Source organism: Hoskinsella mucinilytica (assembly GCF_045223415.1).
GTDB classification, from domain to species: domain Bacteria; phylum Bacillota_I; class Bacilli_A; order Erysipelotrichales; family Erysipelotrichaceae; genus Hoskinsella; species Hoskinsella mucinilytica.
Genome location: NZ_JBEQZJ010000019.1, coordinates 43,460 through 60,494, shown reverse-complemented (window position 1 = coordinate 60,494; position 17,035 = coordinate 43,460). Strand labels below are relative to the sequence as shown.

The 17,035-nt window shown below is 37.0% G+C and carries 9 protein-coding genes; 6 read left to right on the top strand and 3 right to left on the bottom strand.

Annotated features, from left to right (window positions below; genetic code table 11):
* Nucleotides 1–66: 66 nt before the first annotated feature.
* From UGRO018_RS08500 to UGRO018_RS08490, 3 genes are all read right to left on the bottom strand, one after another.
* A complete protein-coding gene (locus UGRO018_RS08500; protein ID WP_416326053.1) occupies nt 67–1,110 on the bottom strand; it encodes a C45 family autoproteolytic acyltransferase/hydolase in 1,044 nt (347 codons plus the stop codon).
* Complete coding sequence (locus tag UGRO018_RS08495) at nt 1,098–1,979, bottom strand: AraC family transcriptional regulator (RefSeq protein ID WP_416326052.1); 882 nt, start codon at nt 1,977–1,979, stop codon at nt 1,098–1,100. The genes UGRO018_RS08500 and UGRO018_RS08495 overlap by 13 nt, the downstream gene beginning before the upstream one ends.
* A gap of 173 nt (nt 1,980–2,152) precedes the next feature.
* Nucleotides 2,153–3,019, bottom strand: coding sequence for a mechanosensitive ion channel family protein (locus UGRO018_RS08490; RefSeq protein ID WP_416326051.1), 867 nt, complete (start codon nt 3,017–3,019; stop codon nt 2,153–2,155).
* A gap of 136 nt (nt 3,020–3,155) precedes the next feature.
* Here UGRO018_RS08490 and UGRO018_RS08485 point away from each other — a divergent pair, with 136 nt between their 5' ends.
* From UGRO018_RS08485 to nifJ, 6 genes are all read left to right on the top strand, one after another.
* Nucleotides 3,156–3,614, top strand: coding sequence for a hypothetical protein (locus UGRO018_RS08485; RefSeq protein ID WP_416326050.1), 459 nt, complete (start codon nt 3,156–3,158; stop codon nt 3,612–3,614).
* Nucleotides 3,615–3,726: 112 nt separating this feature from the next.
* Nucleotides 3,727–4,530, top strand: a complete 804-nt coding sequence (locus UGRO018_RS08480; RefSeq protein ID WP_416326049.1) for a hypothetical protein — start codon at nt 3,727–3,729, stop codon at nt 4,528–4,530.
* Nucleotides 4,530–5,324 (top strand): hypothetical protein, encoded by a 795-nt coding sequence (locus tag UGRO018_RS08475; RefSeq protein ID WP_416326048.1) that lies wholly within the window; start codon nt 4,530–4,532, stop codon nt 5,322–5,324. The genes UGRO018_RS08480 and UGRO018_RS08475 overlap by 1 nt, the downstream gene beginning before the upstream one ends.
* Nucleotides 5,325–5,391: 67 nt before the next feature.
* Nucleotides 5,392–5,523, top strand: coding sequence for a hypothetical protein (locus UGRO018_RS08470; RefSeq protein WP_416326047.1), 132 nt, complete (start codon nt 5,392–5,394; stop codon nt 5,521–5,523).
* Between the two features lie 95 nt (nt 5,524–5,618).
* A complete protein-coding gene (locus UGRO018_RS08465; protein WP_416326046.1) occupies nt 5,619–13,160 on the top strand; it encodes an MSCRAMM family protein in 7,542 nt (2,513 codons plus the stop codon).
* 283 nt (nt 13,161–13,443) lie between these two features.
* Nucleotides 13,444–16,950: a pyruvate:ferredoxin (flavodoxin) oxidoreductase gene (nifJ, locus tag UGRO018_RS08460; RefSeq protein ID WP_416326045.1), complete on the top strand. Its 3,507-nt coding sequence runs from the start codon at nt 13,444–13,446 to the stop codon at nt 16,948–16,950.
* Nucleotides 16,951–17,035 lie beyond the last annotated feature (85 nt).

Genomic DNA, 17,035 nt, shown 5'->3' with positions numbered 1-17,035 from the left:
GACGAAAGAATGTGTTTCTATTCGTCTTTTTTTTGTAATATCTCATTTGAATGCGTAAGATATCTTCTATTTATGTTGTATGATATCATATAGTCTATGATCCAGCATAAATTTTTTTCTTCTAGGGTCACCCTCTGAACGATATATCATCAGGCTCTTCAAATCAAAAACTGAACTCCAAATAGTTTCAAAATCTGGCTCATCATATTGGCACATGAAGCCATGATCTCCTTTTAATAGCTGTTGACTTGTTTCAATCAGATTTCCCTGTGTATAAGAAGAAAAATGATTTATGACAGTGTGATAGCGCAAATCAGAATGATAATCATTTCCATTCGATGCATCATACTTTTTCATTTCATTCGAAGTAAAACTATTGACAGTACATATGATATTACCGTTTTTTAGTTTTTCAGCTTTCCTTATTTTCTTTAAGGTAGGTGTACATTCGACTACCATCATATTCCCGTTTTTATCTGCAAGAAGAATATTACAATTTGAAGCAATCGGCAATTCCATAAGCAAAGAAAGCGCATGTTGTGTACTAGTTGCTTTTTCAAGCAGATATCTTACAATGAAACAGGAATTCAATCCTGGTTGTATTGCCTCTAAACGAGTCATGACAAACGTCATCGCAACCGCTAAGCCATGCTCATTCATACCTTCTTCGCCATTAATGAAAGAGGAAGTTGTTATGTTGAATCTATTACCTTTTGATGGAGCATATAATTCGCTTTTGCTTCCTTTCTTTAAATAGGGTGGTAAATCATTGTTGCGTCCATAAATGATGTTATCATCTTTAGCATAAGCGAAAGCGGTACATCCTCTAACTTCTACGGGAATATTGTCTTTTAAATGATACATACAACAGCCCATACATAACAGCCATGATGCAAAAACGACATAATCAATACCTATTGAGTCACAAACACCTCGAATTTCCTCACATACTTCTGGAAAAAACTCTTTCAATATTCGTTCGCTTTTTCTTCCATGTTCTAATTGAAACTCATCAAGATGTAAAGGAAATATGATCTTACTTTTTTGAAAGATGTTTCCTCTTTTGACACCCATTTGATAATGGTCGCCTTTTAACCTTAAATGATACATTCTTTATCCTCCTTGTCTTTTGTGATCGCAAACCATACTTCTAAATGGCCGCTGATTGCTGCTTCCTTATCAATAGGATATACTTCTATCTCTGATGATCCAGTAGCATGGTATCCTGAAAAAGGTAGCCACTCTGTGTAAAATCTTTTAAATATACGTTGCACGTTCTCTTTATAATCCCCATCGCTTTCAAATACGACCCAAGTCGTTGAAGGAATTTCAAATTCAAACATACCGACAGGAACGCTTGCACTCGTGTTAACTGCGATATAATAGAAATCACTTTGTGATGCATCATAAGCACTGATACCAAAGATGTTTTGTGCAGATCGATCAGATAAATCACAAAGTTTAGAAAACAGATGACTATGTAATACTGACTTCCAAAAGTGTGGAATATGTTTCTGATTTTCCTCCATATCTGTAGTTAATGGCGTACGACATCCTACCATACGCATAGAGCTTTTCTTTGTGATGTAATACGACATGGCTTTTTCACCTGTAACTTGGATTGAAAAGTGGATTGCCATAAACGCATTTAACGGGTTCCCCATGTTGCGAGCAAGGGCAGGCGTGATATTGTGTACATTTTGAAATGCTCGATTAAATGAAGTAGGAGATGTATATCCATACTTTAATGCGACATCAATGACTTTTGCGTTTGTCCTTTGTAAGTCAAATGCCGCTTGTGTCATTCTTCTACGCCGAATATATTCTGACAATGAAATACCACATACATAAGAGAATAGACGTTGAAAATAATAAGTCGAACAGCAAGCAATCTGTGCTGCTTTATCATAGGATATTTCGTTATCTAGATTGTGTTCGATATAATCTATCGCTTCACTTAACTTCTTTAGCCATTCCATTCATAGACCTCCTTTTGTTCCATCATATGTTTTTTGCATTAAGAATTCCTCTCATTTGATGCGCTCTTTTGTAAACATATTAAGTGTAAAGGAATAAAAATGTTATATCAAATGTGAATTACATAAATGTGAAAAAAAGACATAGCAAAGTGCTACGCCGTTTTTTGATTATATTATAATGAGCTTTCTTCTTGTTTGATGATGACACTTCGATGTGGATAGGGGAATTCAATTCCTTCTTGATCGAATCGTTTTTTGATTGAATAGCGTAAGTCGCACAACATGGCGAAGCCTTCTGCGTTGGTTTTAGAATAGACCGTAGCCCGTAAGGTGATGGAACTGTCATTAAAACTCGTTAGACGAATGATGACATCGTTTACGCCTTGGGCTTTGTCTTGTTTTGATCTGGCATCTAAAAAGTCCGGATGTTTTCGGATTTCTTCGCTCATGATGTTCATTGCTTTATCAATATCGCTATCATAGCTGATATCTATCGTTAAAAAATTTGCTTTATTGTTGTTGTTAAGACTGACATTTTCTAATACAGCTTTGTTCATTGTGGAATTAGGAATGATCACTTTTGTATTCTCATACGTACGTATGACCGTATCTCGCAAAGAGATATCCACAACATAGCCTTCATATTCCCCATTGTTTACTTTCACAAGATCGCCGATCTTGAATGGTTTAAAGGTTGTGATCAAAATACCATTCACAAAATTACCCATGGATTCCTGAGCCGCAAAACCTATCACAACAGCAATGATGCCGGCACTGCCCCAAACTTTACTTAATACAGAATCAAATGGTGTCAAAAGAGATAAACATGCATAGACTGCAATGGTGTACAATGTAATCTTTATGATGCGATTGATGAATTGTGCATTCACCTTGACATGAGCTTCCACATAGCGTCTAAACAGACGTTTTAATATGTAGGCGATGCTTAGAAAGATCAACATGCTGATGATGGTATCGATCAATCCATATTTAAACCAGGTACCCTTACCCCAATCATTGATTGTTTTTAGAATCTCCAAAATAAATCACTCCTTGCCTTATTATTATACTAGATAAATTCAGAAAATATAGAGAGAAATAAGTGGAATTGTGTGATATTATTGATATAAAATAATTTTCCTATATAATAAAAATAACGAGAAGGTGATGGTTGGCATGAATGTAAAAAGCAAGATTTTAAAAATCAGAAATCTTCCATGTGACGGTAAAAAGCTGGATACGATTTCCAGTAAGCCGTATATGTTTATATGTTTTCTGTTATCTTTGGGAGTGCTTCTCTTATGTACGGATTATTATCTGATTGGTTGTGTCGTTACCATATTTGCTGCATTCTATCTCTTCTTTGTGAAAAACATTAAATTAATTGAGTTTTATGATAAATATGTGTTCTTTTATACAAACAATGGTTCTGATGAATGCTTCGTTTTATTTTGGGAAGATGTAGAACGTTGGGAAATCGTTAAAGGAAAAGGGGCATTGGATACTTTGGAAATCATGTTAAAAAACCATCAAAGTGTTTCTATAAGCTGTGTATCCGGTAAAAAAATAGAAAAGTATTTTGTAACTTATACCGGATGTAAACAACCTTGTCATATTCATAAGCAACATGCTTGAATGCAGTTGCTTTTTTTTGCTCCCATGAGCAATGACGTAATAGGGATGAATTGATTTCAATTTGTTTTTCTTGTATAATACTTTCATGTTTATAAAGAAAGTAGGAACCAATATGAGTGAATTAAGAGCAGATTTTACAGATACCATTTCACAGCTGAAAAAGCATTTTCTTAAGCTGTTTTTATGGATGGCAGTAGCCAAGGTGTTAGGAACGATCCTTTTTGAAATTTTAGCGGCAGTCTGTACACCATCCAGTATCATCTATTTGATATTGTCCTTTTTATTGACAATGTTGAATATCTTTGTGATAGATACCATCATGTTTCTGTTTATCAAAACAGTACGAAACCAGCCTTTTCACATCGTCGATATCGTTTCCTCTGCAAAGATGATACTGTATCACATCGTGATGGGCTTGGTATTGTCATTTCTTCAATCCTTTATGCAACAATTATCCTATTTTCTATATATGATTCCGATTTTGGCTTATGTGATCATATTCTTCTTACAGGCTTTTTTCCTCTATTGGAATGCCATTGTTGCTTATGCTATTTATGATCAAAATAAAACATTAAAGGACTATATAGGTGGAGCATGTCGAATGCTACTTACAAACTATAAGATGATCATTGTGATGAGTATTCCATACATTGTATTATGTATCTTCTCTCAAACGATTGCTAGTTCTGTGTTTACTACTGTATTTGGTAATGTTGACAACTTCTCTCATATGATCTATTCATTGGCAAATGCAAAAACAGGGATCCTTTCGGTTGTAATGACCTATGTGTTGTATTATGGTGTTCAAATCGCTTTTATGGTGGTCATGCTTCAGATGATTGCCAATTTATATGATCGATATGCTTATTTATATATGCCAAATGAGCAACCGTTTTTAGGAAAAGGGGAAAGATGATGCAACATTTTCTTGAGATTTTAGATACCAGAGGAAAGGCAAAGCTTTATACTGTTTGGATGATGGTGGCATGCTTGATCTATGCGATATGTTATCAGTTGATTTCACAATGGATGTATTCATGGAATCAAACGATGCTTTTGTATATAGGTACGTATGGGTTACATCTTTTGGCAGGAGCAATACCGGCTTTGATGACCATAAAGATTCAAAAAAGCCAAGAGGAAGTATGTTGTCAGAATGCAAAAAAGATGGTGGTTACCTACGTCCTTGTACAAACCATTTTATTTATGATCATGAATGTGTTGGGATATGCTTCCTTTACACTTGCCTCATCCAATGAACAGGGAATCTTAGCTTATGCTGTAAATTTATTGTTGGTGTTGGTCGTGTTGTTTTATATACCGGTACAGATGTTTTGTCTACAGCAATTGAGAAAAACATGTTCTGTTATTCATATGCTGGGACAAAGTCTGAAAACGATCTTTCATCAATATCAACCGGTATTTTACAGCTGTTTACTTCTTGCTATCGTATTTGTCGGGTATCGTTATTTGATGCAAGCTGTCTTTCAGTTTCAGATGAATGTAGCATTGTATGATTTACCGGCGGAATTATTGATTCGATATGTACCATTTCTTGATGTGGTAAGCTTGGGGCTGTTGATGCTACAGAATACCGCATTGGTATTGCCATTCTTTTTCGCTTTCTTTTTCTCTATCGTTCAATGTGGTGCACTTGTGCTTTTTATCTATTATATAGGATGTATTCAGCGAAAAGAAGACCAAGAGTGAGAAAAAGTCTTGACAGAACATTGAGAATCTACATAGAATAAACTTAGAAAAGAACAGGGTGATGTCAATGAATGAAATCCGGATACCGATCGTGTGTAAGCTCACAGTAGAAGGTGCTGTGATCATCATACGTGTGACCTTGATCAAGCAACAGGACAGTCCTTATATCTTGATGCAAATAGAGCCTTTATTGAATTAAGGGCTTTTTATTTTGTGTGAAACTGTCACTTTTTGCGTGTAGGCTCATATACTGGAAATGTATAAGAAATGTGCTTATATAAGAAGGAGGATATTATGAGCAAACGATTTCAGAAAGTCTTAACCAATGCGTTTCATGTTAGCTTTCTTGAAACAATAGAACATGACCCTTGTGAAAGAAGCTATTCTTTGACGATCGAAGCACAAAGCAATGATCCTAGTTTGTTTGGGGAGAGCATGTTTGTAAAATTGTGTCATTCACAGGAAGAGTGCAAGCATTATGAAATTTTATTGGATGAGAATGGGAATGGAAGTATCTTGGTGGAAGGCTTATCTGCCAATACGGTCAATGTTGTGTTGGTCGATGAGTGTGGGAATCAAATTGTAAATGGTGATGGAGTGGCTTTATCCTATATGATAGAGGGTGAGCGTCAACAAGAGGATTATGCACGATTGTTTAGCGAGGATGGCGCAGATCATTATACGATCAAAATTGTAAGTGAACGACTTGAGCCCGCAGAATTGTGTATCGTGAAGAAGATATCCTTGAAGGGAGAACTACAATCTCCACATGAGGATGATTGTTTTATGGTTTGTTTAGAAGGACAAGGGATGACACGTACCATCACGTTAGATGCAAGTAATTCCTTTGAGATGTGTGTAACAGATCTTTGTATGGGTCGCTATGAGGTTCGTGAAATAGATGCGATGGAAGATACCATCTATCGTTTCAATGGCTGTGAGCTACAAGATACGACATTTTCGCTTTTACCGGGAAAGAATGTTTTAGAACTGATCAATCAAGCTGACTTTGATACAAGTTTAACGATATCAAAATATATCAGAAACAATCTTGGTGAGCTATGTAGACCACAACGTTTGGATTGTTATGAGATAAGAGTCATAACTGATCGCCAAGATATGATGGTTAGGTTGGATGAGGAAAATGATTTCTGTATGACCTTGCATGGTCTAATACCGGGCTATTATACCGTAGTGGAAGAAAGTGATGATAGGAATATCAGCTATATCGTCAATGATTCCTGTGAGAAAGGGTATGCCAATCTGGAAGTAAGTGAATGTGGAGAAAATCAGGTCATGATCATTACCACGATGGAGGAAAGCTGTATTCCTACACAAACCAGTCAATTGAGAATTTGTAAATTCATTCGTAATAAGGATGGAAGCCTAACCAGACCTAAGAAAGAGGAAAACTTCCAAGTAACCATTGCAGGTTGTGGTCTATGTCAAACCTTGAATTTGAATGAAAGTAATAATTTCTGTGTTGATATCGCATCTTTATGTAATGGGTACTATACGATTGAAGAAACATCAAGTCATGATTATGTAAGTAGCTATATCGTCAATGATGATATGGAACGAACAAGTGCTTGTATTCAAGTACATGAGGAAGCTACCTATTGTGTTACCATTATCAATTCAAGGCGTAATAGTGGTTCCTTACGAGTATGCAAATATATTCGAAATCATTATGGTGATTTGGTAAAACCACAGCGCAATGAATGTTTTGATGTGACCTTATCAAGTTATTTCTGTAAAGAGTTTTTTACCTTATCTTATGAAAATGATTGGTGTATATGTTTTGATGATCTAAAGCTTGGAAGTTATGAAATAAGAGAACAACGTCAAAATGATGATTATCGCATCGATTATCAAATCGATTGTGGTAAGAACTGTGGCAATGCACGATTTATCATGGATGGCTGTGATCATGAGGTAAAGATCATCAATCACGTAGATAAAAAATCATGTGGGACATTGAAAATTTGTAAATATGAGGAAACACATTGTAAAGAACTCGTCAAACCACAACGTGATGAATGTTTTCATGTTCAAGTACAAGGCCCTTGTTTTCAAGAATGTTACACCTTAAAAGCCAGCAATAACTGGTGTATCTTATTAGATGGATTAGAAGCCGGGGAATACCATATCCAAGAGGAAGAAGCGCAACAATACGATGCATGTTATCTTGTTAAGGGATGTAGAATGGAAGATGCTTATATCACGATGGGAGAATGCAATGAGGAGGTATGTATTCTAAATCATCGAAAACGAAGCGGTATCTTGGAGATAGAAGCCTCTATACAAGATTGTGATGGTCATATGGAATTGCCTTATGATGGCATGGATCTTGAGGTGTTGGTAGAAGGGAAGGAAAACTGTTATCATGTGTATTTGAATGCAGATAATCATTGGTGTGTCTTGTTGGATCAATTACCGGATGATACGTATCGCATTATTCAAAAAGACAATTTTGGATTTGCGATCCATTATCAAGTTAATGGAGAAGAATCGGATTTTGCCCGTATCACGATGAATCATGAGGATCATCATATCACGATCATCAATGAAATGGTAGATTGTGCCGGCATGGTAAAAGTCACAAAATATATAGAAGACGAATATGGCAATCAAATGATGCCATGTGCAGAAGAAGAGTATCGTTTTGAATTAAAAGGGAATGATTTCTGTCATACGTATACCCTATGTGCACAAAATGATTTCTGCGTATATTTTGATGATCTGATGCAAGGATGTTATGAAATCAAAGAACTTGATGAAGCATGTGAAACACGATATCTGTTGAATAAACAGCCATATGAAACAGCTTGCTTTACTTTAGGGAAAGAGGATATCTATGTAGATATCATCAATAAAGAAACTACTTCAGGTGGTGTTGTTGTAGAAAAAAGAATTCGCAAAGGCAATCATATCGTGAAACCACAAGAAACAGATTGTTTCAAGATCTTACTAAGTGGAAGAAACACCTATGAAATCTTTGAATTGAATGCAGATAACGATTTCTGTGTATGTTTCAATCATTTGTATAATCAGCACTATGAAATCAAAGAACTTTCACAAAATGCAAAGACTTATTTGGTAGATGGTTGTGAACAAGAGAATGGTTACTTCCTATATGAAGGAGAAGGAAAACAAATCACCATCATCAATGAAGAAGAACAAACCGGAGCATTGCGTTTAGAAAAACTCGTTGAAGATGATTGTGGAAATTATATTCGCCCTCAACGTTTTGAAAGCTTTGAAGTCATGATCGAAAGTGATTGTTTCAAACGTAAAGTTACTCTTGATATCCGTAACAACTTCTGTGTTTGTCTTTATGATATACCAAGTGGACATTATGAGATCAAGGAGCTTGGGGCTTGTGGTAGAGTATCTTATATCATTCATGATATTCCATGTGAAAGTGCTATCGTGGATCTGGTGGATGAAGATGTCAATGTGACCATCATCAATCATAAGTGTCAAACCGGAACACTGCATTTCCAAGGCTTTATCGAGCAAGACGGTGTGGTGGTTGCGGCAGATCCGTTAGATGAATTCGTTCTTGTCGTCACAGCAGAGCATTTTTCAAAGAGCATCGTATTGCATGCAGGAAATGACTTCTGTGCACAATTATGCGATTTATTACCGGATTCTTATACCATTACAGAATGTGGGAAAGAGGATATCAGCTTTGTGATAGAAGATCAGCATTTTGATGATATGGTATGTGTAGAGTTAAATGGTGAATTTGTAGAAATCAATGTGATCAAAAAGAGAACATGCGAACAGGATATCACGATCAGCAAATGGATGGTAGATGAAACAGGGAAACGAACCAAGCCGGATAACGATGAACATTTTATCATTACGCTATTATATAAAGGCAGAAAACAAATGTTTGAGTTAAATGCACAAAATGACTTTACCAAAGTATTGCATCATCAAAAACCGGGTCATTATGAGGTTATGGAAGAAAGTGGGAATGCCACTTATGTTATCAATAACGCAAAACCTATGGAATCAGGTAGTTTCTCATTGAAAGAGGAACATGTATGTGTGGATATACTGAATGAAGCTCTTCACTATGGTACGATGACGTTACAATTATTGGAACAAGGTAAGGAAGAAAGTTTGATTACACCCAAACAGGATACCATCTATGAGGTAGAACTACGTGGTAAGGATATCAAAGAGACACTTCATTTTACAAAAGAAAATCAATGGAGCATGCAAAAGAAACTTCCTTATGGCACGTATTCACTTAAGGTAAGAGGAGAAGAAGATGTTTGTTATTTCATCGATCATGTAAAACAGGAAGAAGGTTTGGTGAATTTACAGCATAAACAAATGACGGTACAAATCGTTATTCAGTGTCCATGTCATAAAGGAAGCATCTTATTACAGAAGTATATAAGATCGAATGATTGTGATTGTATCAGACGTCCAAACAATGAGGAAGAATACGAAATAGAAATCAAAGGAAAAAGCTATTATCGAATCATTTATCTGCATGAAGGCAATAGCTATCAACAATTATTGGAAGATTTAGAAGCAGGAAGTTATGAAATCAAAGAAGTAAAAGGGGAAGATGTAAGCTATATCGTCAATGGTGGTATCGAAGAGAAGCAGGCTGTGGTCCAAGTCAATGGGGATAAGAATCATGTGAAGATCATCAATGAAGCAGGTCAAAATCATCAGGGAAGCATTGAAATTTGTAAATTGATGAAGGATGAGGAAGGATGCTACTGTTATCCAAAATCCGAGGAAGTTTTCTGGATATTGTTGAAGGGAGAACAAGAAACGAATCGTGTGTTATTGAATGAGGCCAATCACTTTTATGCATCTATTCGTAATTTGAAAGATGGTTGGTATGAGGTCGTAGAGGAACATGGGCAAGCGGATGTTCGATATGTAGTGAACAATGGGGCACCGATGAAAAAAGGTATCGTGCATGTAATGAACAATGCCAATACGGTCAATGTCATCAATCCTATGCCTCAAGATAAGGGAAGTATACGAATCAATAAATGGATGAGGGAACAAGGTAGCTTGGTAAAGCCGACACATGGAGAATATCGTATTCATATATCCAGACCCGGATATCAGAATTTGATTTTATTGAATGAAGCAAATGAGTATACGATGATGTTGACGAATTTAGAGGCAGGAAGTTATGTCATCAAAGAGATGGATCATGAAGGTGTAACCTATGTGGTGGATGGACAAAGTGAACGAGATTTAGCAATCGTGGATGTCGCTCATACAAGTCATAGCGTGGATGTCATCAATACAGAAACAACAAAAGGCGGTAGCATCTCTATGGTGAAATATCGTAGGGTGAACCAACAATTGATGCGACCTTCTCCTGAGGATTCTTATGAATTTTATTTATCTGCGCCGGGATATCAAAAATTATTTTATTTAGATCAAGGCAATGATTGGAAGATGGAAGTAAGTGACCTGGCAAATGGCACGTATGTTTTGAATGAACGTAATGCAAAAGATGAAGTCAGCTATATCATCGATTCACAAAGTGAGGTTCAACGAGCTATCATAGAAGTTCAAGGGGATGCACATCAAATTACCATCATCAATACTCCATCAAGCACAAGCGTAGGTGGAATGCATATCCAAAAATTTGTAAGAGTGAATCAACAACTAACAAGACCAGATTGTAATGAAAGTTATGAACTTTATATTTCAAAACCGGGCTTTCAGGAGCTGTATACGCTAAATGATGCCAATGACTTCACACTTCATCTAAATCATCTGGAAGATGGTTTCTATGTACTAGACGAACGTAATACGACAAATCAAGTCAGCTATATGATCAATGGAGGATCTGAAACCAGTCAGGGAATCGTAGAAGTGAAGGGAAATCAGAATTCAGTTCTTATGATCAATACTGCCAATCATCCAGAAAAAGGTAGCATCCAGATAGAAAAATTTGTGCGTGAGAACGGTAGGTTAAGAAAACCTGACAGTAGACAACAATATCAACTTTATGTATCTAAACCGGGCTTTCAAGAGTTATATACACTTGATATTTCTAATGATTTTAGCGTATCTATCACAAATCTTGAGGATGGTTTCTATGTATTGGATGAACGCAATGCAACGGATGATGTCAGCTATATCGTCAATGGGGGAACGGAAACAAGCAACGGCATCGTAGAGGTAAAGGGCAATGCCAATCAAGTGGTCATGGTCAATACCTCATCAACAACTGCTCGAGGTAGCATTCAAATAGAAAAATATGTACGGGAAAATGGACGCCTTAGAAAACCTGATCCACAACAAAGCTATGAACTTCATGTATCCAAACCGGGCTTTAATGAGTTATATACACTGGATAGCACGAACAATTTTACGATATCACTTAGCAATCTTGAAGACGGCTTCTATGTGTTAGATGAGCGAAATGCATCTGATCAGGTCAGCTATATCATCAATGGAGGAACGGAAACCAATAATGGTATCGTAGATGTAAGAAAGAATGCCAATCAGGTCGTGATGATCAATGCGCCTACTTTGAAACAAGGTAGCATCAAGGTAGAAAAAATGGTTCGAGAAAACGGTCAGCTTAGAAAACCTGATCCACAACAAAGCTATCAGCTACATGTATCCAAACCGGGGTTTAATGAATTATATACGTTAAATAGCGCTAATGATTTCACTGTTTCATTATCGCAACTAGAAGATGGTTTCTATGTGTTGGATGAGCGAAATGAAACTGGTCAGGTCAGTTATATCATCAATGGGGGAACAGAAACAAGTTATGGCATCGTAGAGGTAAAGGGCAATACCAATGAAGTTGTGATGATCAATGCGAGTCAAGAACAACGAGCAAGTATCTTCTTTTCTAAATTGATCAAGAATGCAGATGGTAGCACAAGTGTGCCAGCAGATGGAGATGTCTATATGCTTGAAGTATACAATCAGGACTTTTTACAGAGAATTACCTTAAATGGACAAAATCACTTTCAATATTTGTTGGCGAATCTAAAAGAAGGGGTATATCATCTACGTGAGTTAGATAGTAGCCCATATCGTGTGACGTATCGAATCAATGGTAGTGAAGAAACAAGTGAAGGCGTTGTTTATGTGCAAGGAGCACAAAAAAACACAGTAGAAGTGTTGAATGAGCGATTGAGCAATTTGAATACAGTAGAAGTCTTTAAATATATGTTGGATAAGGACGGTAACTATTTACCACCTACTGCACCAAACACTTATCGTTTTGAGGTAACAGCACCGAATTTCAGTAGGGTCTATGATCTTGTGCCTGAGAATAATTGGCATGTTGTGATTACTGATTTATCTGCCGGAACCTATCAGATCAAAGAAATGACACAAGATGCTGAGCGAGTTCGCTATTTGGTAAATTCAGCTCAATTAAAAGAAGAAGCCTTCTTTACTGCATTACCGGATGTAACTAATATCATCGGTATCATTAATTTGATGGATGATGTTGAAAACGGAACGATGACATTGACCAAGAAGATGCGTGATGCTATGGGACAAATCATAACACCGGTAAATGGAGAAAGCTTTGTTATGCGTATCATCGGTGAACAATATGATCGTTTGATTTCTTTGGATGTAGATAATCAATACACCTACACCATAGAAAATCTTGCTTATGGAACGTATCAGATAGAAGAACAAGATACTAATTATAATGTCAGCTATCAGATCAATCAAGGAACACAACAACCGGAGGGAATCATTGAGATTCAAAACGGAGATCCAAATGAAGTGCTTATTATCAACTCCGGTACCGATATGTTTTATCGAGCCGCAGATGAAACAGTAAAAATCGTGATCGAATGAGATAACAAAAGATGGAATCCGGATAGATTCCATCTTTTTACATGAATCATAAGAAGAATTCAAGGGTGGATAAAAGACCTAAATATCATGAAACCTCACCTTTTTCTTTCATTGGAACTCATTTTCTTACAATGAATGTAAATTAATGTGATATTATTTACATTTGAGATAGAATGAGTTAAAAACGTTGGAAATTCAACGAAAAAAGAAAGAAAATCCCTAGTAAAATAAATAAAATCGTTTTATAATAATGTAGTATAAAGTTATGCAAGGAGGAAAACAAATGACTAAGAAATTTATGTCAATGGACGGTAACACAGCAGCTGCACATTGTGCCTATGCGTTTACCGAACTTTCTGCGATTTACCCTATTACCCCATCTTCACCAATGGCTGAGGTTGTGGATCAGTGGGCTACGCAGGGTCGCAAGAATATTTTTGACAGCGTTGTAAAAGTCGCTGAACTGCAATCAGAAGGTGGAGCTGCCGGAGCAGTACATGGTGCATTACAGGCTGGTACTTTAGCTACGACATTCACTGCATCTCAGGGATTGTTGTTGATGATTCCAAACATTTACAAAATGGTTGGTGAATGTTTACCAGGAGTTATCCACGTAGCTGCACGTGCATTAGCAACAAGAGCATTGAACATCTTCGGTGACCACGAAGACGTATATGCATGTCGTCAGACAGGTGCATGTATGCTTGCATCTCACTCTGTTCAGGAAGCGATGGATCTAGCAGGTGTTGCTCACCTAGCCGCTGTTAAGGGAAGCGTTCCATTCATTCACTTCTTTGATGGATTCCGTACATCTCACGAAATTCAGAAGATCGAAGTTATGGATACAGAAGTATTCAAAGACATGATCGATAAAGAAGCATTAGCAAAATTCCGTAAAAATGCATTAAATCCACACACAAACCCAGTAACTCGTGGTGGTGCTGAAAACGATGATATCTTCTTCCAGGGTGTAGAAGCTAGAAATCAGCATTTCGATGCGATTCCTGATATCGTTGCAGATTACATGAAGAAAATCAGTGAAATCACTGGTCGTGAATATGCTCCATTTACTTACTATGGTGCTGCAGATGCTGAACGCATTATCGTTGCTATGGGTTCTGTTACAGAAGCTGCAAAAGAAACGATCGATGCATTGACAGCTGCCGGAGAAAAAGTTGGTATGATCAAGGTTCACTTGTATCGTCCATTCTCTGTAAAATATTTAACAGCTGTATTGCCAGAAACAGTTAAGAAAATCGCTGTTTTAGACCGTACAAAAGAAACAGGAGCATTGGGAGAACCTTTATACTTGGATATCCTTGCTGCTTTAAAAGACAAAGACATCGAAATTATCGGTGGACGTTATGGTATGGGATCAAAAGATACTCAGCCATATCACATCGCTGCTGTATTTGCTGAATTGGCAAAAGATGAAATGAAGAATGGCTTTACGATCGGTATCAACGATGATGTAACTCACTTAAGCTTAGATGCTGATAAGAACTTTACAGTTCCTGCAGATTATACTTCTTGCTTATTCTGGGGTCTTGGTTCAGATGGTACTGTATCTGCGAACAAGTCTACAGTTAAGATCATCGGTGATAACACAGATCAGTATGCACAGGCTTACTTTGCATATGACTCTAAAAAAGCCGGTGGTGTAACTCGTTCTCACTTACGTTTCGGTAACTCACCAATTCGCTCTACTTACTATATCGGAAATGCGGATTTCATTTCTTGTTCTTTAGATGCTTACATGTTCAAATATGACATGGTAAAAGATATCAAAGAAGGCGGAACATTCTTATTGAATACTACATTCTCTAAAGAAGAAATCATTGAGCATATGCCAAATCGTATGAAAGCTCAGTTAGCTAAAAAACATGCGAAATTCTATATTATCAATGCTACAAAGATCGCTCAGGAAATCGGTATGGGACGTAGAACAAACACAATTCTACAGTCAGCATTCTTCGCATTAAACGAGCAGATCATGCCTTATGCTACAGCTGTTGATTTGATGAAAGCTGCTGCTAAGAAATCTTATTCTAAAAAAGGTGATGCTGTTGTTCAGTTGAACTACAAAGCAATCGATGCTGGTAAAGATGGTATCGTTGAAATCGCTGTTGACCCATCTTGGGCTGAATTGCCATATGATGCAAGTCGTAAATTAACAGGTGATGAATACTTCGATAACCATGTTGCTGTTATCAATGGTCTAGAAGGCTATGATATGCCAGTTAGTGCATTTACAGGTGACTTCTTATTAGATGGTTCTATCCGTAACAACGTTGCATTTGAAGAAAAACGTACCATTGCTGTTCAGGTACCTACTTGGCATCCAGAAAACTGTATCCAGTGTGGTATTTGTAGCTTCGTATGTCCTCATGCTACCATTCGTCCATTCTTATTGACTGAAGAAGAAGTTAAGAATGCTCCAATGGAATTCAAGACCATTGCTGCTATGGGTAAAGGTGTTGAAAATCTTCAGTACCGTATCCAGGTTACTCCTGCAAACTGTGTAGGTTGTGGATTATGTGCTGTTGAGTGTCCAGGTAAAGCTGGTAACAAGGCTCTTGAAATGGTTGATATCAATGAAAAACTTGATCAGGAACCTCTTGCAGATTACCTATTCAAACACACAGAATATAAGACTGAATTCTTCCCAACAGATACTGTTAAGGGTTCTCAGTTCTTAATGCCTTACTTCGAAGTATCTGGTTCTTGTCCAGGATGTGGGGAAACTCCATACTACAAACTAGTATCTCAGTTGTTTGGTAAGGATATGTTAGTTGCTAATGCGACTGGATGTTCTATGATTTACTGTTCATCAACTCCATCAACTCCATTCGTAAATGATGCTAATGGTGAAGGTGTTGCTTGGGCAAACTCTTTATTCGAAGACAATGCAGAATACGGATATGGTATGGCATTGGCTAACAACTATAAAGAATCTAGAATTCTGAAAACAATGGAAGACAACATGGAAAATGTTGAACCTGCATTGAAGGAAGCATTCGCTAAATACATTGAAGTACACGGTGATCGTGATGCTGAAAGAGAAATCGCTCCAACAATCAAAGAATTAGCTGCTAAATCTGATATCGCTATGGTAAAAGAATTGGCTGATGAAGATTTGATTACAAAATCTATCTGGATCGTTGGTGGTGACGGATGGGCTTATGACATCGGTTACGGCGGATTGGATCATGTACTTGCAAATGATTTGAACGTAAACGTATTGGTATTGGATACTGAGGTTTACTCAAATACAGGTGGACAGTCTTCTAAATCAAGTCAGGCTGCTTCTATCGCTAAGTTTGCTGCTGGTGGTAAAACAACAGCTAAGAAAGATTTAGGACAAATTGCTATGGCTTATGGTCATGTATATGTTGCTTCTATCTCTATGGGTGCAAACAAAGCTCAGACATTAAAAGCAATCAAGGAAGCTGAAAGCTATGATGGACCATCATTGATTCTTGCTTACTCTCCATGTGCTGAACATGGTATTAAGGGCGGTCTTGCTAACCACCAGAGAACTCAGGCGAAAGCTGTTGAGTGTGGTTACTTCGATCTATATCGTTATGACCCAAGAAAAGAACAGCCTTTGACAATCGACTCTAAAGAGCCAGATTACGATAAGATGTTAGACTTCATGATGACAGAAACTCGTTATAGCCAATTGCCTAAAGTAAAAGGTGAAACAGCTTACGAAATGTTCGAGAAGACTAAGAAAGACGCTATGAAACGTCATAAGAGATTGCTTGCTATCGCAAAAGAAGAAATGTAATCTTGAATCATAAGGATCACTTCGGTGGTCCTTTTTTCATAAAAATGTAAGAATTAATTTGAAGTATTATAGAGTACTTTATGTT

Bases quoted from the DNA above. Each gene is read 5' to 3' on its own strand.
- UGRO018_RS08470 (WP_416326047.1), top strand. From the start codon at position 5,392: ATGAATGAAATCCGGATACCGATCGTGTGTAAGCTCACAGTAGAAGGT.
- UGRO018_RS08495 (WP_416326052.1), bottom strand. From the start codon at position 1,979: ATGGAATGGCTAAAGAAGTTAAGTGAAGCGATAGATTATATCGAACAC.
- UGRO018_RS08480 (WP_416326049.1), top strand. From the start codon at position 3,727: ATGAGTGAATTAAGAGCAGATTTTACAGATACCATTTCACAGCTGAAA.
- UGRO018_RS08475 (WP_416326048.1), top strand. From the start codon at position 4,530: ATGCAACATTTTCTTGAGATTTTAGATACCAGAGGAAAGGCAAAGCTT.
- UGRO018_RS08465 (WP_416326046.1), top strand. From the start codon at position 5,619: ATGAGCAAACGATTTCAGAAAGTCTTAACCAATGCGTTTCATGTTAGC.
- nifJ (WP_416326045.1), top strand. From the start codon at position 13,444: ATGACTAAGAAATTTATGTCAATGGACGGTAACACAGCAGCTGCACAT.
- UGRO018_RS08500 (WP_416326053.1), bottom strand. From the start codon at position 1,110: ATGTATCATTTAAGGTTAAAAGGCGACCATTATCAAATGGGTGTCAAA.
- UGRO018_RS08485 (WP_416326050.1), top strand. From the start codon at position 3,156: ATGAATGTAAAAAGCAAGATTTTAAAAATCAGAAATCTTCCATGTGAC.